The organism is Spirosoma aerolatum, assembly GCF_002056795.1.
Lineage (GTDB): Bacteria > Bacteroidota > Bacteroidia > Cytophagales > Spirosomataceae > Spirosoma > Spirosoma aerolatum.
The window spans coordinates 964160-988422 of the sequence record NZ_CP020104.1 but is presented as its reverse complement, the minus strand read 5'-3'; the positions used below and the strand labels follow the sequence as shown (position 1 = coordinate 988422).

At 39.3% G+C, this 24263-nt stretch carries 19 protein-coding genes; 5 read left to right on the top strand and 14 right to left on the bottom strand.

Annotated elements, in window-relative coordinates; translation table 11 throughout:
- Positions 1–6 precede the first annotated feature (6 nt).
- Entirely contained in the window at positions 7–360 is a 354-nt protein-coding gene (locus B5M13_RS04075) for a cupin domain-containing protein (RefSeq protein ID WP_080054427.1), read from the top strand.
- Here B5M13_RS04075 and B5M13_RS04070 read toward each other — a convergent pair.
- The 5 genes from B5M13_RS04070 to B5M13_RS04055 are packed head-to-tail and all read right to left on the bottom strand — an operon-like array spanning position 357 to position 5266.
- Positions 357–782 carry an NUDIX hydrolase gene (locus B5M13_RS04070; protein ID WP_170061084.1) on the bottom strand — a complete coding sequence of 142 codons (426 nt, stop codon included), beginning with the start codon at positions 780–782 and terminating at the stop codon, positions 357–359. The genes B5M13_RS04075 and B5M13_RS04070 overlap by 4 nt on opposite strands.
- A gap of 34 nt (positions 783–816) precedes the next feature.
- Positions 817–1122: a CU044_2847 family protein gene (locus tag B5M13_RS33260; RefSeq protein ID WP_155297178.1), complete on the bottom strand. Its 306-nt coding sequence runs from the start codon at positions 1120–1122 to the stop codon at positions 817–819.
- Entirely contained in the window at positions 1097–1804 is a 708-nt protein-coding gene (locus B5M13_RS04065) for a hypothetical protein (protein WP_080054425.1), read from the bottom strand. Before B5M13_RS04065 ends, B5M13_RS33260 begins: the two co-directional genes overlap by 26 nt.
- 6 nt (positions 1805–1810) lie before the next feature.
- Positions 1811–2551 (bottom strand): SDR family NAD(P)-dependent oxidoreductase, encoded by a 741-nt coding sequence (locus tag B5M13_RS04060; protein WP_170061083.1) that lies wholly within the window; start codon positions 2549–2551, stop codon positions 1811–1813.
- 57 nt (positions 2552–2608) lie between these two features.
- Positions 2609–5266, bottom strand: coding sequence for a S1 family peptidase (locus B5M13_RS04055; protein WP_080054423.1), 2658 nt, complete (start codon positions 5264–5266; stop codon positions 2609–2611).
- A gap of 325 nt (positions 5267–5591) precedes the next feature.
- On the opposite strand from B5M13_RS04055, the gene mobF reads away from it, so the two are divergent.
- From mobF to B5M13_RS04040, 3 genes are all read left to right on the top strand, one after another.
- Positions 5592–8348 (top strand): MobF family relaxase, encoded by a 2757-nt coding sequence (gene mobF / locus B5M13_RS04050; RefSeq protein ID WP_218919477.1) that lies wholly within the window; start codon positions 5592–5594, stop codon positions 8346–8348.
- Positions 8326–8724 carry a hypothetical protein gene (locus B5M13_RS04045; protein WP_080054421.1) on the top strand — a complete coding sequence of 133 codons (399 nt, stop codon included), beginning with the start codon at positions 8326–8328 and terminating at the stop codon, positions 8722–8724. Before mobF ends, B5M13_RS04045 begins: the two co-directional genes overlap by 23 nt.
- A gap of 295 nt (positions 8725–9019) precedes the next feature.
- A complete protein-coding gene (locus tag B5M13_RS04040; protein WP_080054420.1) occupies positions 9020–12406 on the top strand; it encodes a hypothetical protein in 3387 nt (1128 codons plus the stop codon).
- A gap of 103 nt (positions 12407–12509) precedes the next feature.
- Here B5M13_RS04040 and B5M13_RS04035 read toward each other — a convergent pair whose 3' ends face one another.
- The 8 genes from B5M13_RS04035 to B5M13_RS03995 form a co-directional block, all read right to left on the bottom strand.
- Positions 12510–12716 (bottom strand): hypothetical protein, encoded by a 207-nt coding sequence (locus tag B5M13_RS04035; RefSeq protein ID WP_080054419.1) that lies wholly within the window; start codon positions 12714–12716, stop codon positions 12510–12512.
- Positions 12717–12979: 263 nt separating this feature from the next.
- Positions 12980–13909 (bottom strand): ArdC family protein, encoded by a 930-nt coding sequence (locus B5M13_RS04030; RefSeq protein WP_080054418.1) that lies wholly within the window; start codon positions 13907–13909, stop codon positions 12980–12982.
- A gap of 195 nt (positions 13910–14104) precedes the next feature.
- A complete protein-coding gene (locus B5M13_RS04020) occupies positions 14105–14578 on the bottom strand; it encodes a JAB domain-containing protein (RefSeq protein WP_080054416.1) in 474 nt (157 codons plus the stop codon).
- A gap of 12 nt (positions 14579–14590) precedes the next feature.
- The gene (locus B5M13_RS04015; protein WP_080054415.1) at positions 14591–15502 is read right to left on the bottom strand and encodes a toprim domain-containing protein; all 912 of its coding nucleotides are present in this window, start codon (positions 15500–15502) and stop codon (positions 14591–14593) included.
- A gap of 42 nt (positions 15503–15544) precedes the next feature.
- Positions 15545–15733: a helix-turn-helix domain-containing protein gene (locus B5M13_RS04010; protein ID WP_080054414.1), complete on the bottom strand. Its 189-nt coding sequence runs from the start codon at positions 15731–15733 to the stop codon at positions 15545–15547.
- A gap of 140 nt (positions 15734–15873) precedes the next feature.
- Entirely contained in the window at positions 15874–17094 is a 1221-nt protein-coding gene (locus tag B5M13_RS04005) for a tyrosine-type recombinase/integrase (protein ID WP_218919476.1), read from the bottom strand.
- Between the two features lie 355 nt (positions 17095–17449).
- Positions 17450–18256: a TIR domain-containing protein gene (locus B5M13_RS04000; protein ID WP_080054412.1), complete on the bottom strand. Its 807-nt coding sequence runs from the start codon at positions 18254–18256 to the stop codon at positions 17450–17452.
- A gap of 531 nt (positions 18257–18787) precedes the next feature.
- A complete protein-coding gene (locus B5M13_RS03995) occupies positions 18788–19390 on the bottom strand; it encodes a master DNA invertase Mpi family serine-type recombinase (RefSeq protein WP_080054411.1) in 603 nt (200 codons plus the stop codon).
- Positions 19391–19540: 150 nt separating this feature from the next.
- Between B5M13_RS03995 and B5M13_RS03990 the strand changes: the two genes are divergently transcribed.
- Complete coding sequence (locus B5M13_RS03990; RefSeq protein WP_080054410.1) at positions 19541–20368, top strand: TaqI-like C-terminal specificity domain-containing protein; 828 nt, start codon at positions 19541–19543, stop codon at positions 20366–20368.
- Here B5M13_RS03990 and B5M13_RS03985 read toward each other — a convergent pair.
- Positions 20334–24140 (bottom strand): DUF7149 domain-containing protein, encoded by a 3807-nt coding sequence (locus B5M13_RS03985; protein WP_080054409.1) that lies wholly within the window; start codon positions 24138–24140, stop codon positions 20334–20336. The two genes, B5M13_RS03990 and B5M13_RS03985, sit on opposite strands and share 35 nt — an antisense overlap.
- Positions 24141–24263: the final 123 nt, after the last annotated feature.

Here is a 24263-nt window from a genome sequence, read left to right as displayed (position 1 = left end):
CATAATATGAGCACAACAGATGCAGTCATCAAAAAGGAGGAGGAAATTCAATCTTTCTTAGTTGATCCCTATACTAAGATTTTTAATTATTTTTCGTCTGATCATTCTACTAAAGTTAGCGTTGTGGTTCTGGAGCTAACCGGTGAGCATTCTCGGAGAGTCAATCATGTTAGCGATAAAATCTATTATATTTTAGAGGGTAAATTAGATATTGAAGTAGAGGGGATTAAATATACAATTAAAAAAGGCGACAGTATATTAATAAAATCTGAGAAATGGCACGAAATGTTTAGTGAAGCTTGTAAAATGCTAGTAATCTGTGGGCCTTCTTTTAATGACAAGGATGAAAATATAGCTTAAGCTATGTCAGATTTTTCAATTAAACAATAACTTTTTATAATACTTTTATTGTAGTTATCTAATGGGCTATATTCATAATCATTAGGTGATATCCACATATAGTCATCAAATGAATCTTCCAATATCACCTTATTATCATATACATGAACAAGAAAATTAACTTGTAAATTGATATGATTTTCAGATAAAAATCTATTATCAAATTTAGAATATGATACAATTCTTACAATATTCCCTGTTAAATTGGTCTCCTCATAAAGTTCGCGTAAGCAAGCCTCTTTAATAGTTTCATTTAGTTCTACTTTCCCACAAGGAATTGACCAAATAGAGGGTAGATATAAAGAGTTGGCACTTCTTTGAATAATTAATATTTTGTTATTATATAGAGATATAGATCCAGCATAAATTATGAATTTATCCATAATATTATAAATAATTTCAAAATAAATATTTATTTTACTTAGAGTTGTTCCACTCGAAGATAACCCTAATAGTAGAATTAGCATTACCTTTTGCTATTAAAGTAGTTATACCTGAAGCCTCTAAACTTATGTTAATTCCAAATTCAACGGTTGCTTTTTGTGGTCGAACTTTCTCAAACGAACCAACAATTGCCTTTGCAATGCCTTCTATCTTATCTGTAATATCTGAGAATTTGTAATCAGTTACCAAACCTACGTTTTCTTCAATATTTTGCGATTCAACCTCTACATAAATCAGCGTACCATTGTCTAATTTAAGAGGTATATTTTGTGTTTCCATTTTTACATTTACTAATTAGTTCGATAAAAATATTTTCTAAGTCAAATATAGAAATATTTGGCGAATCAATTTCATTTGAATCTATAATTAAGTCATCACTATAAATCTGCGTATGGTCGTCCAGTGCCGAGCCTGCCAAGAACAGAGTCGCAGTATAATCAGACTCAACTAAGTTTACTTTGTGTAGAACATGGCAATCTAACACTAAGTAACTATCAGCACTAAAAACGATTCTTTCTACAAGCTCTAGATGCTTAACTCCCTTATATTCTAAGATGAAGTTTGTCTTACTTAGTCTTGGATAATAAAAATATTTATATTTTAATATACCGCTATTTGCTTCTTCATAGATTTCATTTCTATAGCCTCCAATTAGTACATATGAAGCGAAATTCCAACGGTGATTATGTATGTCCTCATGATAAGCTTTTTCATCTTTTCTCCATATATGCAATCTTAACTTGTAATTTTCAGACGCATGCAGAACTATCTTAAAAAAACCATTCGCATGTTTATAAGATAATTTAGAAATCTGAGCTAAGATATGCTTATCACTAAGTAAGCAAGAAATATATTCTTTTAAATCAACTGTTTCTACAATTTCCTGTAAAATTCTCCTAAGTAATAATGAGTCCTGACGTAAATTTACATGATTATCCAATATCAATTTTATTTTGTCCATCAGTTATTACATGTTTAGAATATGACCGCCGTCAACTGTTAACACATGGCCAGAAACATATTGAGAATTAATTAAATACATAGCTGCTTCTGCTACTTCTTGAGGAGTGCCCAAACGTGGGATAGGAGAAGTATTTTCGACCCATTTTTTGAAATCTTCACCAGCAGAAGATGTCATTCTTGTATCAATATTTCCAGGCGCTATGGCGTTTACTGTGATATTATATTTGCCCAGCTCTCTTGCCATAGAGTGAGTTATATTAACCACACCAGCTTTAGCAGCTGTGTATACTAATACTCCAGCCGCTCCAGTGATACCATATGTAGATGTGATATTAATTATTCTACCAAACTTGTTCAGAATCATTTTAGGAACAAACTGGCGCATACAAAATATAGGACCTTTTAAATTTGTATTAATAGTTTCATCTATATCGCTAAATGCAATTAAGTCCCATTCGCCTGGTCGCTTAATAACTCCCGCATTATTTACTAGTATATCAACATATTCAAACTTTTCTTCTATAACTTTTGCCATAGCCTCAACTTGATCAGGATCGCCAACATCGGCTCTAACTGATATTGCTTCTACATTAAATGACTTTATTATTTTTACAACCTCATTAGCAGCTTGATCATCTTCTAAATAATTTATTACCACATTAGCACCATTCTTGGCTAATTCAATAGCTATAGCTTTACCAATACCGCGGCTTGCGCCTGTAACGAGAGCAACTTTATTATTCATACCCATATGCACTTATGTATTTTTTGAAGTTCAATATATATATTAAAATTTCGAAAGTCAAATAAATTTATATTTCTTTATTAATTCTTCACTATCAAAGATCTCTGGCCATTCAATCTGTTCACTTTTAAATTTCTCAATTATTGCATTGAACAAATAAATCTTTTCTTTAAAAACTTCTGAAAAGTCCTCGCTAGATTGACTTCTATACTTTCCAATATAAATAATTGTATAGAGATCTAGTCGCCAACTAGCTGCATTATTTTTTTTATTATCAAGTTGTAGCAAGAGCTTCGAAACTGTTCCTCTACATTTCCTAAGGCCTTGGTCTTTCTCTGGATACAGTACCTCAAAAGGTTGGTCACCAAAATAGGTTAATTGGCTACCTACATTGATATCGTTCAATCTTGAATTTGTCTCATTTCTAAGCATATCAACATAGTCATTGAGGAACTGATCATTACCTCCAAAAGCTAGGCCAATAATGATACTCCTTTTTATAAATTCATCTTTTTCTCTATAAAGTAATTGTTCAACTAAGAAATCGTAGGCGTTCTTACCTTTTAGGTGACCCATATTATACGCTAATTGACTTCTGGCCAATCTTTTTCTACTTTTCTCAATATTAGAATCGCCTCTTTTTTCACTACTCATATTGTATGCTTCAATAAATATTTCTGTAGTTGAAGTTAAAAATCTAATGTTAGTATTAATATTACTAATAAATTCTTTCAAAAACTGTTCTACTTCCTGCGAAATGTGTTGCCTTAAACAAGTAGCAAGCTTAGCCGAGCTATTACGCATTAAGCTATATATATATTTAGCAACAAAAAATTCTTGAAAAGACTTATGAGTAAATTTTAGCAGAATTTGATTTAATTCTATTCTTTGTATAGATAAAATTGACCTTAATGCTAAATCAGAAGTAATATCTTTTCTGTAATTATATTTTTTCTTTAGGTATTTATCATTCTCCAAAAAACTACGCATCTCAGGTAGAGAAAACGAATTTTTTTGTATATCATTTCCTATCTGGCCTTCTTCGTAGAACTCCCAAGATATTATTTCAAGAGAATATATCTTATCTTCTATACTCAATATATTACCTACCCTTGAAGCTTCTCTTGATAACCAACCATATATATAATTATCATATAGCGAATTTAAGCTTTCGACTAAATCAAAATTCATAAAGCTACTCGATAAAGTTTCAAGTGTCATGTTATATCTTAATGGTACTTTACATATCTCCTTCAAATTTTCTGATTTTTGAATTATTTCAAATATGTTATAAGCATTTAAATTTGAAATTACCTCATATCCTATACGCTCCAAGAACCATTTTGTATACTCTATTGTATATTTTTCTTCCCAATTTGATAAATAACATTTTTCAAATTGGGAAGAAAAATTTGACATAGCTAAATAAGTATCGAAATATCTAGTCCGGCACGAAATGATGTTGGCTAACCCAAAAATATATTTGCCTAATCTAGAGTTAACTTCTGATGGAGTACAATCAGCCAAATATTCATCTAAAGAATCAAGAATAAAATAAGGAAATAACGTCAAATTGTATATTGATTTTTTATTTGGCATTATAGACCAAGTAACATTCTCATTCTCAGTTATCGAGTCTAGATACTTATAAGTCCACTCCTTTGTACCAAAACTTTGGTCATCTGCATAATCATGTAAATCAATATGTATAGGTATAAATCCTATTTCTTCATTATATAATTTCTGTAATAAATCATAATATAGTTTATATAGTAATGTAGATTTTCCAAAGCCAGGATCACCTAATATTACAAACTTCTGATGCTGAATTTTCGACAATGAAGCTGCATCCGTGATCCGTTCAATACAATAATTTATAAATTCTACTTCTTTTTTTTTCTTATTTTCAATTATTACAGTTTTAAAATTTAAAGTAAAGTCACTTTTAATTAGATCCGCTAATCTAACTAAGTTAGAGCCAGAGATAAAATTAGAACAGATACTCTCCATTCTTTCTTTTGAATTACTTATTAAATTCTCTATAGAAATGTCTTTTTCTTGTATATATATTTTGTATATGCCAATCTCCTTCTTCTGGTTGTCAGTAAGCATATTATACCATTTCCTATTGTATTTATTAAATTCATTATTTTTTTGAAATACAAAGTCTAATTCGTTTACATTTTCTTGTATTTCATTTAAACATATCGCTCTACCACCTAAATCTATTGCTTTGTTTCTTGTAGTTTTAATCATACCACAAACTAAACCTGTTCTTAAATTAAGTAAGGGGGCACCACTAAAACCAGGCTTTATTTGCCCTCTTTTCAATTTTATTAACTGATAATTTTTGTATCCTGTGCTTGAATAACCTTCATACTCCACGCTTAGAGAATCTCCTGTCCTGTAATCTTCTGGATACCCGTAACTATACAGAGTATCTCCTATACTATTTAGAGACCCTATCATTACGCATGTATTATATATATCTTCTTCAACCTTCAGAATACATAAATCTATATATTTTTCAGTAGAAACGGCAATAGTAGTATTTATTTTTCTATCTTTCCAATAGACTTCATATGGTATATCTATAACATGTAAACAGGTAATAATCATATTTGGAGCAATGAAAAAGCCTGTTCCCCCACTTGTCTTTGTCTCAATTCTTACAGTGTATTCTTTTAGTATGGCTGTAAGTTCATTGTCCCTCATATCATTCAATTAAAAATCTTTTTCATTCTAAATATATGATTTATTGATGAATGTTTTTTAGAAATTAAGTTAGATTGGGATGGTTCAATCTAATGAAGCAATTTGCCTCCTACCATAAGGCATGACCAATCAATATCTAAAGACCATAAAACTATAACCTCAACACTAGCCTTAGGCTAATCTAAGGGAAGATGTCTGACGGATTTTATTTAACAGTCTCACTATTAATTAGGTATACCTTTATCACTCTGTTACCACCTATAACAAACTAACAATCTACCCAGCCGCTGAGCATTTCCGATGTATAGAATCATACATGATCCGTATGATTCAAAGCACCTCGGCTGGACAGGCAAAAGAGTATTTCAACGACTCTTTGCACCAATCTGACTATTACCTAAATGATCAGGAACAGCCTGGGTGTTTCTATGGACGGATAGCCGCTCGTTTTAGCATTACAGGGGTAGCGACGAAGAACGCCTTTCACGCCCTCTGCGAAAACATTAACCCAATCACGGGCCAGGCCCTTACACCTCGTAAAAAAGATAATCGCACGGTCGGGTACGACATCAATTTCCACTGTCCGAAGTCGGTTTCGATCCTTCAGGCGTTGACGGATGATAATCACATTCTGGATGCGTTTCAGGAAAGCGTTCGTGCCACCATGCTGGATATTGAAGCCGATGCTCAGACACGGGTTCGTAAAAACGGCATGGATGAAGACCGACCAACGGGTGAACTACTCTGGGCCGATTTTATCCACCAAACGGCAAGACCCGTTGATGGATTAGTGCCAGACCCTCACCTCCACTGCCATTCGTTTGTATTCAATGTGACGTGGGATGCGGTTGAACAGCAGTTTAAGGCGGGACAATTCCGGTCGATCAAACAGGACATGCCGTATTATCAGGCACGGTTTCACAAACGACTGGCCGATAAGCTGGTTGAGTTGGGCTATCGCATCCGACGTACCGATAAAGCCTTTGAAGTCGCTGGTGTCCCCGAACACATCATTGACCTGTTTTCCAAACGCACCAACGAAATCGGCCAGCTTGCCAAAGAACTTGGCATTACCGATCCGGCCGAACTGGATCAATTAGGAGCACGAACCCGCTCCAAAAAGCAAAAGGGTTTAACCATGACCCAACTGAAGGCTGAATGGCGCAAACAAATATTCGGGTTAGGAATACGCGATAAAGATGAAGGTGAGCAGCCAATCCGTTTTACCCCCATCAAACCTATAACACCACCCTCGCCTAAACAATGTGTCGATCATGCGTTGGCGATGCGCTTTGAGCGCGTTTCGGTCATGCAGGATCGGCGGATTCTGGAAGTTGCCTATCGGCAGGGGTTGGGCCATCCAACGCTGACTATTGACCAGATTACCGACTACTTTACCGACGATAAGCGGATTATTCGGGTCAAGGATGGAGCCAAAACGCTCTGCACCACCAAAGAGGTGTTGCGTGAAGAGAAACGCATGGTGGCTTTAGCACAACAAGGCAAAGGCAATCTGCCCCCGCTTTATCCGGTTGCCCCTGTAATCGCACTGGAAGGTGAACAGCATGAGGCTGTAGTCCATGTGCTGACTACTACCAATCGCGTGTCGATCATCCGAGGCCGAGCCGGAACCGGCAAAACCACACTCATGAAAGAAGCCATCCGGCTGATTGAGGAAGCAGGTCATAAAGTCACCGTTGTCGCACCGACGGCGCAAGCCGCACGGGACGTATTGCGGGATGAAGGCTTTAGCGAAGCCGAAACTGTTGCCAAACTATTGTCCGCACTCGAACTGCAAAACAGCCTATTGGATGGCGTGTTATGGGTGGATGAAGCCGGACTGTTGAATACCAAGGATATGACCGCCCTACTGGAACTGGCCATTCAGAAAAATGCTCGCCTGATTTTAAGCGGAGATACCAAACAACATAGCAGTGTCATTCGCGGGGATGCTTTGCGCATTTTGAATACGGTAGCGGGTATCCGATCCGCTGAAGTAAGTCGTATCTATCGGCAACGCAATCTGGATTATCGCAAAGCCGTACAAGCCTTGGCTGATAACAAAATTAGTGAAGCGTTTTCGGTGCTAGATGGCATGGGAGCGATCAAGACTCTTGATCCCGCCAATTCCTTTACCGCCTTAGCTAACGATTATCTAGCTGCCTTGAAAAAAGGGAAAACGGCTCTGGTGATTTCACCGACACATAAGGAAGGCGAACAGGTCACCAAAGCCATTCGCGAGACATTGCGCCAGACCGGACGTATTGCTAGCGGGGAAACAACCTTGACGCAACTGGCCAATACTAATTTGACGTTGGCCGAAAAAAGCGATCATCGGAATTATCGCAACGGTCAGATCATCCAGTTCAGCCAGAATATAGCAGGCATTGAGCGTGGTTCACGGTGGAAGGTTCATTCTGTGGTTGATAGCATAGTCCACATTCAGGATACTAGCGGCCAGCAAACCTCTCTTCCCCTGGATCGCATGGATCTGTTTGACGTGTACCGACCCAACAAAATCGCGCTATCTAAAGGCGATAAAGTACGCATTACTCGTAATGGATATGACGCTAATAAAAAACGACTAACGAATGGACAAATGCTGGACGTTATCGCCCTTGAGCCGAACGGGGCTTTGCGCCTACACAACAAGGCAAGCAAAGCCACCTATACGGTTCCAGCCAATTTCGGCCATATTGCTCACGGCTACTGCCTGACTTCTCATGCCGCACAAGGAAAGACCGTCGATGAGGTCTTTATTGCGCAACCGGCTAGCAGCTTTTCGGCTACCAATCTTAACCAATTCTATGTGTCGGTGTCACGGGCGCGGGATGGTGTGCATATCTATACCGATGATAAAGCCGCTTTGCTGGCTCATGCATCAGAAGCAGGAGAGCGATTGTCAGCATTAGAACTGGTGAACCGAAACAATACCAAACGAAATGCTGTCGAGCATATCATCAGAACAACACGGCCTGCACCACCGAAGGTGAAACCATCAATCAAGCGTATTAATACCCCAAGCAAGCCAAAGCCTATGCAGCGAAAGCCAAACGGTCATGCACCAAGTCCAAAACTTTAGGGCGAATTTCTCGCAAGATGAGGTAGTGGATACAACCAGCGATAATCTTACGGATTACACGGTTGGTAGCACAGAGTTGCATGATATAGACAGTACTGTACGGAATCTCTGCTTCGTATGGGAAAACGGACGACGGGCATTTTTCAATTACGCCTATCTGGTATCGGTTGACTTGGTAATCGCTGACAATTTGAATGAAATACTACTTTATTTCAGTGGTCATATCGTCACGTTGAAAGGGTATCAGCTAAGCCCCTTGTTCGATTTATTGTTCGATCATAGCCTCAAAATGATTAGAGTCAGTAACCCACGCTATAAGGTTGATGGGCAAACACAGATTAGTCTTGTGACTGAAATCTTACTCAAAAGCGAGTGATATAATACTATGCGTAGATTTTTGCCTTTATTCTAGGCATATTTTCGGTGAATAAGTGGACATGGTATTTACAGCCAGCCCGAAAAATAAAAAAGAGCCTACTAAACTTAGCAGTAATGACTTTGCCAAAACGTCAAGGAAGCATTTTTTCATTAGTTCCTAATTTTATAGGTTTTTGACCAAGAATTTTGATTTTCTCGCTACACATCGGTTGCACATCGAAGAAGTGAAACCTGTACAAAAAAGAATATGTTTTTAGGGTGAAACAGTCTCTTTGTACTGTACAATATCCAATATGAGTGAGAATCTACCTAATCCCCTCCATCAACTTCACATCTTTAGTAAAAATACAGATGCCCCATCTGGTATTCGCGGTTTTGAATACCAGAAACTCAAAACCTTAGCCTCTTGGATTGATAGCTGGCATCAACCCGAGGCTCAGATTTACTGCGAGTATGAGGATGATATTATGCAGGTAAATCCAGCGGAGGAGGTTGTGACCTTCCGCCAGATCAAGTTGTATTCATCAACCTTTTCTCTAAATAGCCCGGAAGTCAAAAAAGCAATTGCTAATTTTTTTATGTTATACTGCAATCCGGCTTATGCCGATCAGCAGGTTCGGTTTACCTTCGAAACAAATTCATCCATTACTCCTTCTGAGGCACTTTTACAAGACTGGATAACGCATCAGAACAATCTTGTCGAAGAGGTTTTGGAACGTTGCCGAGATGCGGTTAACGCCATATTAGTTGATTATATAGATCAGGAAACGAAGTCGTTCACTGAACGAACATCCCGTAAAATTCAAACCCAGCAAAAGAAATACGACGAAGCTACAACTGAAATCCAAAAAGCTACATATCAATCCGCTATTGAACAATTGGAATGGCAGATAAAGAACCGAGTTCTTATCGCTGACAGTTATCAAGAGCTTGATAATAATGTAAAAACTAATTTCGTAAAAAGCATTCGCTGGGAATTCTTATCCACTCCCTCCGAACAGGCCATTTTAGCTATAATCGAACAGATCCATAACCAACTTTTACAACTTCCTTACGGCATTTTAGCTAGTGAAACGGATGCATTGATTGCTCGACTGCACTGGTTTGTCTCTCAAGCATCTACCGAAGAAGCACCATCGGATCGACTGCTAACATTCCCTCACTTAGAAACCATTATACTAACTCGGAATGAGAATGACGATAAATGGTATGCTGACATAAGGGAGCAGTGGCTACAGGCATCGGTGGATTATTTTTTAGTTGCTGAATTTTATGAAGTCGTCAATATTAGTCATCACTGCCGCAGTAAGTTGTATTTATATAATGACACCGAGTTTTGGGTTGATATTTTAGAGCATTATTATTCTCTCAATGAGATACCTCGTTTTGCCCAACGAAAAGCAGCTTACGAAATCTGCATGCTCATTATAAAACCTGATTCCGTAGCGCAAGGATATACTCCAACTGCTTCGTTAGGCGACCGTGTTGCTTATCTATACGATTACTTTGAGGATGTAGAAGCTTATACCAGCATCCGCGATATTGAAGATGCCATTTCTTTATTAGCTGTTGTTTTTTGGGAGCTACACGTTTCGGGAACGTCTCTTTTAGAAGAAAACTGGCAGGACTGGATTGATCGGCTGAATGCCTTACTGGATAAGCAATTAAAAACCCATAACCCTAATTACCGATGCGGCTTATTGGAGTGTAAAGCCAATTTAGCTTTTACGAGTGATTTGATTAAAGATATCGATGGGACTTGTTATCGAGTCATTGAATATATCAACAAAATTATAGAGCTATTGCCCGATGCTCCATTCTATTCGGCATATCAACTACAAGATCGGCTGAATTTGCAAGTTCGTCTGCTTACGGACCGAATCCCAGACAAACTACTGGACATCCTGGTTGATCTATCAGAGCGGCTCAGTAAGTTCGTAGGTGAGCGAGAAGGTGATTTTAAGCGAGCTAAAAGCAACGTTGAGCAAGGGGTCAGCTTTCTGGAATCAAATAAGTTGATCCGAACACTTCAAAACTTTCATAAGGCCAAAAATCTTTGGTCAAAAAAGGAATCAGCCGATGGCTTCATCCTGGCTTGTCTTAATATAGCTCAAGTATACGACGCGTTAGGGATGCACTTAGCGGCTAAACAGTATGCATTAGCGGCTGGTTGGTTTGCTGCAAACACAAATGATCCAGCATTAATGAAGCGTTATGGTCATGCTTTTTTCCTAGCTGCTCATTCGGATTATAAACAAGGGGCATGGGTTAGTTTCTTAGATTGTTACAGCACGTTTGTGTATGCCTCGATTGAGTTTGACCCTAATGCATTCGAGTCCGATCATGGAAAGTTTTCTAGAATAGGTAAGGCACTCGCTGATAGTTTGTCCATTGAGTATATAACGCTGCGCTTCGCTCCCCAATTACAGTACTTAATTTCCCACAAACTGCGATGCAATTCAGCTCTTGATCCGTTCGTACCAGTAGATGAAATGAGAGCTGTACTAAATAAACAGTTTGATGATTTTTCGGATACAAAGTTATTAGAGCACTTTCACAGAAATAAATTGGATGATGAACCTTTCAGTGATTTAGGACCAACCCGTACCATCCGTTGGTTTGCCGAAGGAAGTGAATGGCAAATTAGATTTGACAATGATTGGCACACTACCCCAGTCGCTGAGCAAGTGGTTGCTAGTCTCCAGATTTTACAAGTTGAATTGATTCCAGAAGATCTCCATTTGATTAAAACCAAGATTGAGATTGATCTTTCCGTTAAAAATGAAGGCAAAAATGTTGACTTTGAATTAACCGAATCCAACAATCGTACACATTGGACGGTTGTTGTACCCACATTAACTTCAATTAACGATAAAGATCCAGAAGAAGTAAAGTGGCTACAAGTTCAGATCGTCACCATGGCTTATTTCTTAATACGGAATATAAGCCTGTTACCTATAAAGGCAAAAGAACAAATATTCGAAGATAAGCTGAAAAACGGTGGATTACCCGAAAAAACGCTAATCGTCCAGCCTTACGAAAAGCTATACCGTCAACTCTTTAGCCAAGCTACCTTCGAGGAAACGCAACGCGCAGTTTTTGCTAAACCAATTCTGTACAATGATTTTAGCCTGAATGAAATAGCAGAATTACAATGGAAGGATTCAATAAGTCCCTTATATAATCAAGAGCAGACACTTACCTATATAAAGAATCGCTACGACAATTTTGACAAGGTAATATCAATGACCATAAGGAGTTGGATGGCAGATAAAAGGGGGCAAGAAATAGTAACTGAATTAAGGAATGAAGGATATTTAGATTGGCACATTTTACTGGCTATGAAGCATGTAATTTTCAATTACAAGACAAATTATATAGTCAGACAACGAGGGCCATTTGCCTCAAGGAAAGAGTATGAAGATGTATTTAATGGCATATTTAATACCATCCGCCTAGAAAACGAATCTGACAATAATATTGCCGTACCCATCGAACTAATCTTTTCAGATGAATTCCGATTCTGGGTAAGTCAGGTACCTGTATGGGTGTTAGAATCATACGGCTTAGAAAACGAAGCACGCACACCACATGCCACTGCGATTCTGAGCTTCCTAATAAAACGATTTAACTTTCAAGTGGATGATGTGACTCATAAGCAATTAATGACGAAAGAGTAATATTGTCAAGCATGATTGTATTGATAATTGATACGTGCTTAATACTCATTTTTCGGCAAAATCAAAGCCGGAGAGAAAGAATCTCTCTCCGGCTTTGCTGCAATTAGGCTTTCGGTTTGTTCTTACGAACAACAACCGGAATTTTCTGGCCGAGGATGTTCAAGGACAGGTTCAAGCCATCTTTATCGCCGTGTTCCCAAGCAGCCCCTACTCTGATCCAGTCAGCTTGCTCAGTATCGGCTTGCGGTTTGAGAACATAAACCGTGTGGGTTGGCTTGGTCGAACGGGTTTCGGTTTGGTTAGTCATCATCAAATCTCCTTTCTTGTGTTGTTGATGATGGAAGCGAACAAAGCGCAAGGGGCCGTATCAGCTCTCCAAGGCCATAAATTGATGTGCAATGTCTATTTTGGGCCGCAGTCGTAGATCGTTTTTACCTCGTAAAAAGGAGGGATAAGCGCCATGACGGACAATTGGGCTAAGCTGACATGCTCTATCAACCGACCCAAGAAAGGTACAGTTGAAGAAACTGTCAAATCGTCCGTGAACCAACACATCGTTTGTGCCCTCGAAACTCAAGGGCGAGGGCATTGCAGGGCATGAATGTATTCAACCGCCTTTTGCGCGTGGGATGCGGCCTGAAAGACAAAGCGTTTGTCATCCTTGAGCACGTGTAGCCAGGACTGGATATAAGCCGCATGATGTTCTTCCGGTTGCGGTTCAAAGCCAAGATCAGCCGCCAAGAAGCAGGCTCCTAGTTCGGCCACCAATTCTTCTTTAGCGTACCCTTCATCACCATAGTGCTTTTTGCCAAGGTCTCGGTTCAACCGCGTAGGCGCTTTTGTCCAATGGGTGAGTTCATGGGCTAAAACAGCATAATAACGCATGGCTGTTTCAAAGCTTTCGAATGGCGGCATTTGGATGCGGTCGGTGCTCTGCGTGTAACACGCTTTGGAACCGGTATAAATGTCGGCTTTCGTCTGCGCAAAGAACTGTTCAAGTTCCTGATGACGCGCTTGCTGATTTTTAACAACGGGTTCAGGTGCTTTATAGAAACCATCGGACAAGCCTTCGATCTGAGACGCATTGAAGACGGTGTAGCATTTGAGAAAGGGAATCTGGCTAGATTTAATTTCGCCATTACTATCTTCCTCTGCTTTGGTGAATTTATCGGCATAGACAATTTGGGTGCCCTTCTCACCTTTACAGACAGCGGCTTTCATGTCGGTGGCCTGCTTGAAAGTCATCCAATAGGGAGAGGTAAAGCCTTGCTCACTGGCAGCATTCCAGAGAATGAGCGTATTGATGCCGGTATAAGGAATATCATTCCAGCGCAGAGGACGCATGACCTGACCAGTCATGTGTTCGGAGTGCCAAGGCTTGCGCCACGAGAGATTACCTTGTTCCAGATCGGTTAGGATTTTAGCCGTAACACGAGCGTAAATATCTTGTTGAGGCTGTTCGGCAGGGCTTGATGAGGTTTTGCGGGTAATCGGTTTGGTCATGTATCATGCTCCAATGGTTGGGGTTACAGGGAATGAAAGAACACGGCGGCTTAGCGAGAGAACCAACCAGAATTTTGGTCGGGCGGGGAAAGCCGAAGGCTTGGCGAAAATTGTGGTTGGTGGAATGAGTGGCGTCGGGTATAGACCCACAAGTAACTCTGGCTTTTGGCAGAATGAAAATTGAACCGGTGACTGTTAGCGTGGCATACAGCCCTCATCGGCAAAGGAATAATAATTATGCGATGTGACAATCAAGTGGTCGAGAACGGCAATGTCCAACAGCTTGCCGCATTCAGATAGTTTTCGCGTCAAGGCTAAATCCTGTGGACTCGGCTGAAGGTTTTGCGAAGGGTGGTTGTGCGCCAAAATAATACTGCAAGCATTGGCTTTGAGGGCTGTCACAAAAATCACTTTGGGATCGACAATGCAAGCGGTCATACCGCCCGTGGCGATGTCGGAGATTGCTAAGCAATTATTCTTCCGATCTAGCAACAGAATCTTGAACTGTTCCAGCAGTTCGAGTTTATTTTCGTCCCAAGCCGTGCGTAGGACTTCATAAGCCGTTGCGGACCGGGTAATCTGAATCCGATCCTGATACGGTGTTTTGTTACGGTAGCTGATCTCAACTTCGTTGACCGTAAACAGCGATTGAATGGCCAGTTGTGACATTCTTACCTCTCTTTACAGCGTCAAGTTGAGTTTGTGCATATGCCACGCGTTGACATCCTTGTGCGGAGCATAGACCTTGTTCATTGGCATATGCCGCAGATCGATCTGCGTCTGACAGAATTCAGTGATAACGTTGGTCGCTTTCATTCCAGCCTCGTCGTTGTCTATCCAGCTATACGCGATGCGGTAACCGTAATTCTGCATATAGGGAATGGCTTGTTTTAGACAGGAAAGCGAATTGAGAATGATGGCATCGTCGGCAAAGCTGCTGCCCTGCAACTGGCTGATGGCTGACAGATAATCCATGAAGCCTTCAAAGAGATGAATACCTTCCGGTTTGGGTACTTTTCCCCGTATAAAACTGATCGCTTTCGGGCGTAAACAGCCTTTAAAGAAGGGATTGCGGAGTTCAAAGCCACCGTCTTCATTGGGAAAACCAAGCGCGGTAAAGTACTTATTCGTCCGCGTATTCTGAATGCGAAGTTCCTTGAGATGGCGATGGGCAACAGAAAGTGGAATACCACGCTTATCCAGATAATGCATCAGCCCTACATGCTGAATAGATCGTTTTGATTTCAGAACCAATGATGCATCATGATGCTGGTGCTCGTCAGGCCGATAAATGGGGGTAATCGCATACGCAGCAACGCCCATGTTGCCAATCCAGCGCAAGGCATCCGAAACGGTATGCGCTTCCCGCGTGAATTGCAGATAGGCTGTGGCTAAATCAACAACGTCTCCTCCTCGCCCATCGCCGTAATCGTGCCAACGATTTGTTTTGGTATCGACCCAAAAACTGGGTGTTTTTTCATTCCGCACGGGGGATAGGTAAAGTACTTTCCCCGTCGTTGTTCGTTTGGGGTGAATGCCCAATCGGGCTAAAATTTCGACAATAGCTACCGCTTTCGCCTGATCAATGTTCACGGGCGATCTCCTAAAAAATGATGGGAATGAATGGGGAGTTATTTACTGCTGAAGTTGGCGTTCAATGAACTTGTCCAACTCCGACCGGCGATAGCGGACAGCACGGCCCACTTTGAGCGGTTTCAAATCATAGCGTTTTGTGCAATCCCACACGGCTAACGTGTTTGGAGAAATACGGAGGTATTTAGCGGCTTCTTTGCGGTCTAACAGTGTTTCATTTGTCGTCGGCATGGCTTCCCCTATCTGAAAATATCAATCTACATGAAGTAGGAATATAGTCATGATAGAAGGAATAAATACCTAACGTCAATCAAAAACGGGATTGATCAATAACAAACAAGAACCGATAAGCTGGGTTAAAAGCCAAGGTTTCATGCTGGCTTACTTTTTATTCCTCCAGCCTCCAGGATCGCATCGGTTGCTCTCTCGACAGACTGTCGCACGGGATCACTATCCAGGCGGGAATAGACCTGAGTTGCCGCCAACGATTTGTGATTGAGCGATTTTCCAATAATAATTAGGGATGCCCCTGTTTTTGCTTGCCAGCTTCCCAACGTGCGTCTTAAATCATGCAGCCGCAGGTTATCAATACCAGCCCGTTTCAGTATTCGGCTCCACCCTTTCTTCGGCTCAACCAAGTGGCCCTTTTTACCAGTACCAGGGAAGACAAATAGAGAACCCTTATCATTACGTGCGTCTAATATTCGAATCACTTCATCAATTAACATTACGGTTTGCGGATCGCCATTTTTAGTCCGAGGAATCCTCCACTCTTTTCGCGCAAATGAAAGTTCATCCCAGCGCATGGCTAATACGTTTGCTTGTCTGGCTCCTGTCAAAAGAGAAAGTAAAACATAGTCACGGATGGTTGAATTTGGCTCTTGATAGAGCGCTTCAAAAAATCGAGGGAGTTCATCGGTTTGTAAAAAACGATCTCGGCTACGGACAGCATTCCGTTTTACACCTTTTGCCGGATTCTCCTCACAGAGGCCAACGCTTATTCCCCAATTAAAAACAGCCGATACCAAATCTAAAATCCGATTGGCCGTTGCACCGCTTTTTAGTTTAGGTTTGCCCTCTCCATCTTTTTTGCCTTTGGCTGGCTGTTTCGTAATTCGGGCATGGATGGTAGCAATATCCGCTTTTGTTATTTCCGAATGACGCTTATGACCTAGTGGCTTGTCCAAGTAGCATTGATATCTGCCCTCATCTTTTTTCCAGGTTCGGCTTTTATACTTGGCATGGCCATCCAGATAACGATCAAAAAGCTCTTTAAAGGTTAGTTCCGCTTTATGTACTCGTTTCACTTGGGCGGGATTTGCCCCTGAAGCAATTTCAGCATTTACCGCGAGTGCCATCTTACGCGCATTCTCAATTGAAAGATCGGGATACCGACCCAGCGTCACTCGTTCAGGGGCTCCGCCTTTTATTCGTCGAAACACGCTGAAGGTTTTCACACCGGTTGGACTTACTCGGCATTGCAGGCCAACAACTTTTGTATCCAGTAATACAAGACGGGTCTTTTTGGGAGCATTGGCCGCTTCGATGGCAGCCTTTGTAAAATTCACCTTTTGGCCCATCCATTCCTCCACTAGATATATGGGGTTACGCCGGGGTTACAGTATAGGTCAATTTGGATGAACTTCAAGCAAACTCGATTTGGAGAAACATTGAATAAATATCTGATTATAAAACAACTAGCAATCGGTATAAAATTGTGATAAAGTCCAACAGGGCCGCTCATAACGGTCTGGTCGCCAGTTCAAGTCTGGCCGGGCCCACCATTTTAATCAACTAGTTAATTAGCTGATAATGATTGGAGGTTATATCGTGGGGTTACACAGGGGTTACACCCAAAGTGGTTTTCGAACCTATCCGTAGCCTCAAACTGTACTGAGATGTAGATCAAAGGAATTCGGTCCTTTGCCAGATGGAAAAGCAATTTATTTAGATGCGCTCAGCAAGCTTTTGGGGAATCTTAAACCCCGAACCTCTTAAAGCTCGCACCAATTTGTCTTTCCATTGCCCAGCTTTATCATACTTCTCATAGATAACACCCAGAAAATCGCTCGGTTGTTCTATGGATTCTTCTGGATGTAGAACGAACAGATTTTCACGTCCCACTTTAGCCAAAAAATACCCTAACTCTAATACTACATTTTGCCGAGCACGTGGGCGTGGTGAGGGAGCATCTTTAGAAGAACGCGCTTTAGTGCGCAATCGCCCTTCATCGTCGGCCGAGCAGAGGACAACAGCATATTCACATCGTGCTGATTCTTTAATGAATTTTTCAATAACCGTTTGCCCTAAATCGTCTTCTCTGTCGAGCACAACAGTAGCAAGGCCTAAACCCCGCAAGGCACTTTGCACCTTCTCACGCATATCATGATCACGCCCATGAACAATAAAAATGGATTTATTCTCACGATCGATTGCTTTTAAGAGGGTCAGTAATTCAGACCTTATTGCTTCCGTATCACTATCGGAAAGGCCCGAGCCGTAATGGTAAGTTTTTTTGTCAGGAAGCCTACTCTTCAATTCCGCTAATTTCCGGCCGTAAGTTGATCCGTTAACAAGATTTGGATGTTTATTTAACCATCCCGACAATCCAGAAAGCAGCGTACGAAGCTGATCCTCAGCAGTATGTTTAGATACATTAGATTTAGAAGGGACTGCAAAATTGTACTGAGACTTTGTGTTTAAAGTCTTGGTTTTTTCAATGAGTGGAAGAAGCTTCGTTTTGTCTAGATGCATTATTTCATTAAATTAGAGTATTAATCCACTATTACAAACATGATCTCAATATACCAAGTTTACAGAATTTTAAACAATGGTGGCAGTTTTGGTAATGATGTTCACTACGAATTAATGCCTTTTTGGGTAAATGATCCACAGAACGGTCGATATCCTTGGGTACCTTCATTTGATACCAAAGATGAAGCGGTTGATTTTGTCAAAACGTTGAAAGGAAAATCCGGCCCATTTACAATTATAGAATCTTGGACCGCAAGTCGGCCATACCAACATACAAGGCCACATATACCCTTGGACTGGTTCCATTAATCGGTTAATAAATCCCCATTACTCTCTTTGCAGGTACTTTTTATCGCCACTACCTCTTATAGGTCTGCGAAAGAGATATTTCATTATTGGGCTCCTTTAATCAGTAAACGATCATAATGTCCTAGGCCTAAAAGCACAGTAATCGATGGTTTGGCGGGCCTCAATGAAGAAAAAAAGCAAGCAATTGAAATAATTGCTTGCCGAAAATACATTATTAGATTATTAGTTCTTCAGTCCATGTTGTGTAGCATAACTAGCCACAGTTAATCTGTGTACACCAAGTATTCGTGCAATGGCGCTGTAGGAAACACGCTTGTCCAGTAAGTCTTTGATTTTTTTGTCATGACCAGTAAGTTTGGTTTTAGAAGATTTACTCCCTACTGGGCGACCTAAGATTACTCCTTCCGCTTTTTTTCGAGCCAATGCTTCTTTCGTACGCTGTGAAATAAGATTTCGCTCTATTTCGGCAGAAAGCCCAAAAGCGAATGCTAACACTTTAGAGTTAATATCGCTACCAAGGCGATAATTGTCTTTAATTGTCCAAACTTGGATATCTCGGTTCATACATTCATTTAAAATCCCCATGATCATCAATAGGTTACGTCCAAGTCTTGATAGTTCGGAACAAATAAGAACATCTCCTTTTTTCATTTTTTTTAAGAGCTTCCCAAGTTTTCGGTCTTGCAGATTCTTCGAGCCGGAGATAGTTTCTTCAATCCATTTATCAATTACTAGTACACTCTTCTCACAAAACTGGTTTAACTCGTAGCGTTGGTTTTCGACTGTTTGCTTATCGGTACTAACGCGGATGTATCCGTAAATCATTGGTTATTGGATTATATAGTGAAAATTGGGTGTTTGATTTAAACCAAAATTATCTATAAAAAAGCAAACCATATTTTTATACAATAAAGGAGCGATTACGTTCGACAACACGCCACGACTACCTCCTTTTCCGGGAGCGAAAGCTGGGTAGTGCTGAGCGAAATTGAGCAGCGGATTAAGGCTAAGATTGAGGCCGTAGGAACACCCCTCAAAGATTGGGATATCGCCATCAACTACGGTATAAAAACTGGTTTCAATGACGCCTTTATCATTGATGGTGCTAAACGGGCAGAACTATTAAATGAAGATCCAAAATCCGCCGAAGTTATTCGACCGATTTTACGTGGCAGAGATATAAAACGATATGGGTATGATTTTGCTGATTTATGGCTGATAAACATCCATAATGGGATAAAGGAGAAAGGTATAAGGCCGATCATTATCAGTGACTACCCAGCTATAAAAAGACATTTAGATAAGTTCTGGCCAGAGTTGGAAAAACGGCTTGACAAAGGCTTAACCCCATACAATCTTCGCAACTGTGCTTATATCGAGGATTTTAATAGACAGAAAATTGTTTGGGGTAATCTTAATTTGAGTGCCTCGTATGCTATAGCTGAAGAAGGTTTATTTGTTAATGCTCCTTGTCCTATGATAGTACCAGCAAGCAAATACTTACTGGCAATATTGAATTCCGAAGTTGCTGATTACTATATAAGAAAGCTAGGAGTTACAAGGAATGGAGGATATTTTGAGTACAAGCCTATGTTTATTGAGCAACTCCCAGTCCCTCTTATTGCAGCCCCTCTTCAACAAGGCATTCTTGATCAAGCAGAAAGACTGATTGAAAAAGTAGGTAAAGGCGAGTCTGTTAAGCAGGAACAGCAGTTGTTAAATGAAATGATATTTCAATTATATTCTTTAACTCCAGAAGAAATAGAGTTTATTGAGCAGTCTCAGCATTCCCAGATTCAATAAACTCTATTTCTTCTGGTGTAAGTTCTAAATGTTCATAAATTAGCTTATCGAGTTCACTAGTTAGTAAGCTGTAGTCTTTTCCAAGAGTAATGCAATTTAAAGCCCCTAACACTCTCTTTTGATATTCGTTTTCCTTGGATGGCTCTAGTCTAGGGATGAGCATTTGTTCAATAGTATATTTTTTCCATCGGATCGTTCCAACCCCTGTAGTAGTCCCAATCTTTGAAAAAAGGTATTCTGATAGTTTTGAGTTTAGGTATCCAACTAGATAAATAAGTGATTCGCCAACCATTAAAAAAGTTGTTGCTTCATTCATATACTTACCTTCTAAGTCTATAGCAAACTTGGTTTTATCAGATATTTCTCCCCAAACAATTTTCTGTCTATTAAAATCCTCCCAATAGCTTATACTATCTTGTGTTTCAAACCATTTATTATTAGTCTTTTTACGGGCTCCTGATCCTCCAGATTGTTCCAATCTGGCTCTACCAAAACTTAATAAATGCCCTTTTATAGCTGGATATTGCTGCTCAATATCCAGTTTTAAACTTGGAAAAGTAGCTATAAGATATAAGTCAGCAAATTCATAAGAGTACCGCTTAATATCACGCCCTCTAAGTATCGGTCGAATAACTTCGGCGGATTTTGGATCTTCATTTAATAGTTCTGCCCGTTTAGCACCATCAATGATAAAGGCGTCATTGAAACCAGTTTTTATACCGTAGTTGATGGCGATATCCCAATCTTTGAGGGGTGTTCCTACGGCCTCAATCTTAGCCTTAATCCGCTGCTCAATTTCGCTCAGCACTACCCAGCTTTCGCTCCCGGAAAAGGAGGTAGTCGTGGCGTGTTGTCGAACGTAATCGCTCATATTATTTAACACATTTTCCTTCACTATACATGCAATCGTTTTTCCTTGATTTTTCTCCTTAGAAAACATCAGGATATTTGTTTCAACAGTTGCAGACTCAAATATTTTTTGCCCTGCAAAATCAATAAGTAGAAGCGGGCTTGTCTTTTCACCAAAGAAACCTCTTGTTGATACCCCATACCCAGCTCTCATCCATTTATTTGATGTGATGAAGCAGAGGATTCCTTTCTCTTTAAGTACATTCCAACCATTCTCATAAAACAAAGAATAAATATCCCCCATCGACTCAAATGTCTGATAGCCAACCTTTTGCAGATTTTCACTCTCTTGCCCCAATTTTTGTAGCTGAATATAGGGTGGGTTGCCTAGAAGAACATCAAAACCAACGAAGTCACCATCATCATTCAATATTTCTGGAAATTCAAACCGCCACTCGAATGCAGTTTCAAACATTTTATTGTTTTTCACTTCTTCGATATATGTAGTGAGTTGAGTAATTTCCTTTTTAAGCTTTTCTTGCTTCTGCTTATTCAGCTTTGCTTCTGTTTTACTTGGTGCAAATAATTGACTTTGAGTAATGTTAAAAAACTCACCAGTTAGCTTAGATAGCTTTTTCTTCTTAGGATCATTATTACTTATTTCTGTACGAAAATCACTTTTGATCCTATTGATCAATCGTTCCATTTCACGTTTTTGCTCTTTATTTTCTGCATTTCGATAGGTCTGAACAGCAGCTTTATAATCTTCAATCGATAATTTGTTCTTTTTTAAGGCTTGGCTTAAATCAGCATCCAATGTATATCGGCTGATAAGAGAGTTACCCCACTTGATATTGATATCAATATTAGGAAGTGTTTCTAAAGCTCGTTCTTGAAGAACTGTATTACCTAAAGGGGTATAATAAGAGTTTTTTAATAATTCAATCCACAATCTTAATCGACAAATTTTTACCGAATTCGGGTTTAAATCAACACCGAAGAGGCAGTTTTCAATTATCGTTTGTTTTTCATGAAAAATAGCCTCCTGAACTCGTTGGCTCTCGAGGTTATTGAAATTATATTCAAAAAGCGAGCCATCTTCGTCAGTTATAATAAGCTCGTCATTCAGAACCTCAATATGATAATCGCGAAGTCGCCTTTTACCAGTTCGATCAAAAAGAATCTTTAGATCGTTCTTAATACTAATAATTTCATTTAAAGCAGATACTAGAAAGTGGCCTGAACCAACAGCAGGATCACATATTCTCAAACTATTGATAATTTGGTTCGCTTCAACTTTATCCTCAATTTTATCGTAAAGTTGATCTAAATCTGAACAATTCCATCCTTTAAGCTCATTAAATTTATGTACAACTGCTCGTCTAATCGTTTCCCGACACATATACATAGTTATAAAGCCAGGTGTAAAAAATGATCCGTCTTTATAGCCATTAATTTTTTCAAAAATTAGGCCTAATACCGATGCATTAATCAACGTCTTATTGTCCTCCTGAATTTCTTCTGAACCTTCGCCACTGAATTCATAAGCATTTAAAAATTCAAAAAAGTATTCTAAGGCATTAATTTCACCAGCTCGCTTTTTACCCTCTTTGGTCTTTAGTATTGTCGATGGCAAAATGGGCAAGGTATAATCATCTCTTAGATTACTCACAAAAATAGTAACGTGCTCAATATCAGTTGGTTCAAAAAGAGAACTATTGAGATAAGGAACTGTTATAAAGATATTACTATACTCTTTGTCTCTGCTTTCTGGCTTCCTTGCTAGTACTTCAAAGAATAGACTGTTTAAGGCATCAAAATTTTTAATTTTACCTATATTTAGAAATGAGTAGCTAGAATCACCTTTTTTTGTATGAGTAGATCGTGAATTGTATTTAATTAATTGAGCCTCTAGAAGTTTAAGAAATAATATACGGTTTACCCACGTGATGACTAGTTCAAGAGTAATATTAAAAAGGCATTCTTCGTATGTTGAACCAAATTGACTTGGTTTTTCCAAACGAGACATTTTGTCCAAACTCTCGATCTGATTAATAGCATTTTCAAGCAACGAACCCTTATTACGCTCTACAGCTACTTTACGCTCGATAATCTTTTTTCCACCATCTTTGGTTTCAGTCAGCCCTATAATATGAAGTAACTCACTATAAAATCCTTTATCAAGTGAATTACTGTCATTACTAAAAGGAAGCTTTAGTAAATGCTCAGGAGATAAAAGTTTGTATAAAGCAATAAGCTTATGATCATCCTGTTTGTCGTGATTACGCAGAATCTTATCATAATCGCGAATATCAAAATGAGTGAAAGGAACTGTAATCTGAATAGCAGAAATGGCCGGTTCAGCAATTTCTTTATAGAAATATTCTGTTTTACGGTCTCCTAACCTTCCTTCTTCAAAATCAATAAATCTTTGAACTAGTTTTTTATTCTGGGCAAAAACTCGTTCGAAAATAGCACCATCAAATATGAACCACTCGTAAAGGTTTGAAGCAATAATATGTTTGATTTCTAAGTTTTTATTAGTAATCCTTTCTCTCAAGTAATACAATAGTAATTCTTGGAAAGCTTTGGTATTAAGCTGTCCCAACTTTAGCATTTCTACTTTATTCGCTGGCTTTTTTATTTCTAGAATTACCCCAACAGAAGTATAAGTGGTATTCCCGTTGTGAATCACTAGATCATTACGCCCTTTTGTATTAATGTAATGATTTGGAGAGTAATATGTAGTTTCTAGAAAACGTGAAACAATATTTTTATGAAATTCTTCAGATTCTAATTCGTGTATTTGGTCTAATACCGTAATTAAATTCTTTTTGAATTTTTCGATATCAAGCCTGTTAGGTTTAACTTTTAGAAAAGCCTTATTAATTACTTGGCGGGGTCTTAGTGGTGTAAAACTCATTTAATAGGTTTGAATTTTAATAAATGATCCGTTTGCCTAACTCTATTAGATACGTCTAATTTTATTTTCATAAAATTATAAAAAAGCACATTATGGCCAAGCTTTGAGTTTTCGTAAAGCTAG

What these genes read in the sequence shown, in the direction of transcription:
- B5M13_RS04060 (WP_170061083.1), bottom strand. Translation starts at nt 2,551, where the DNA reads ATGAATAATAAAGTTGCTCTCGTTACAGGCGCAAGCCGCGGTATTGGT.
- B5M13_RS03995 (WP_080054411.1), bottom strand. Translation starts at nt 19,390, where the DNA reads ATGATTTACGGATACATCCGCGTTAGTACCGATAAGCAAACAGTCGAA.
- B5M13_RS04030 (WP_080054418.1), bottom strand. Translation starts at nt 13,909, where the DNA reads ATGACCAAACCGATTACCCGCAAAACCTCATCAAGCCCTGCCGAACAG.
- B5M13_RS04035 (WP_080054419.1), bottom strand. Translation starts at nt 12,716, where the DNA reads ATGATGACTAACCAAACCGAAACCCGTTCGACCAAGCCAACCCACACG.
- B5M13_RS04040 (WP_080054420.1), top strand. Translation starts at nt 9,020, where the DNA reads ATGAGTGAGAATCTACCTAATCCCCTCCATCAACTTCACATCTTTAGT.
- B5M13_RS33260 (WP_155297178.1), bottom strand. Translation starts at nt 1,122, where the DNA reads ATGGAAACACAAAATATACCTCTTAAATTAGACAATGGTACGCTGATT.
- B5M13_RS04065 (WP_080054425.1), bottom strand. Translation starts at nt 1,804, where the DNA reads ATGGACAAAATAAAATTGATATTGGATAATCATGTAAATTTACGTCAG.
- B5M13_RS04055 (WP_080054423.1), bottom strand. Translation starts at nt 5,266, where the DNA reads ATGAGGGACAATGAACTTACAGCCATACTAAAAGAATACACTGTAAGA.
- B5M13_RS04045 (WP_080054421.1), top strand. Translation starts at nt 8,326, where the DNA reads ATGCACCAAGTCCAAAACTTTAGGGCGAATTTCTCGCAAGATGAGGTA.
- B5M13_RS04075 (WP_080054427.1), top strand. Translation starts at nt 7, where the DNA reads ATGAGCACAACAGATGCAGTCATCAAAAAGGAGGAGGAAATTCAATCT.
- B5M13_RS03985 (WP_080054409.1), bottom strand. Translation starts at nt 24,140, where the DNA reads ATGAGTTTTACACCACTAAGACCCCGCCAAGTAATTAATAAGGCTTTT.
- mobF (WP_218919477.1), top strand. Translation starts at nt 5,592, where the DNA reads ATGATTCAAAGCACCTCGGCTGGACAGGCAAAAGAGTATTTCAACGAC.
- B5M13_RS04070 (WP_170061084.1), bottom strand. Translation starts at nt 782, where the DNA reads ATGGATAAATTCATAATTTATGCTGGATCTATATCTCTATATAATAAC.
- B5M13_RS04020 (WP_080054416.1), bottom strand. Translation starts at nt 14,578, where the DNA reads ATGTCACAACTGGCCATTCAATCGCTGTTTACGGTCAACGAAGTTGAG.
- B5M13_RS04010 (WP_080054414.1), bottom strand. Translation starts at nt 15,733, where the DNA reads ATGCCGACGACAAATGAAACACTGTTAGACCGCAAAGAAGCCGCTAAA.
- B5M13_RS04000 (WP_080054412.1), bottom strand. Translation starts at nt 18,256, where the DNA reads ATGCATCTAGACAAAACGAAGCTTCTTCCACTCATTGAAAAAACCAAG.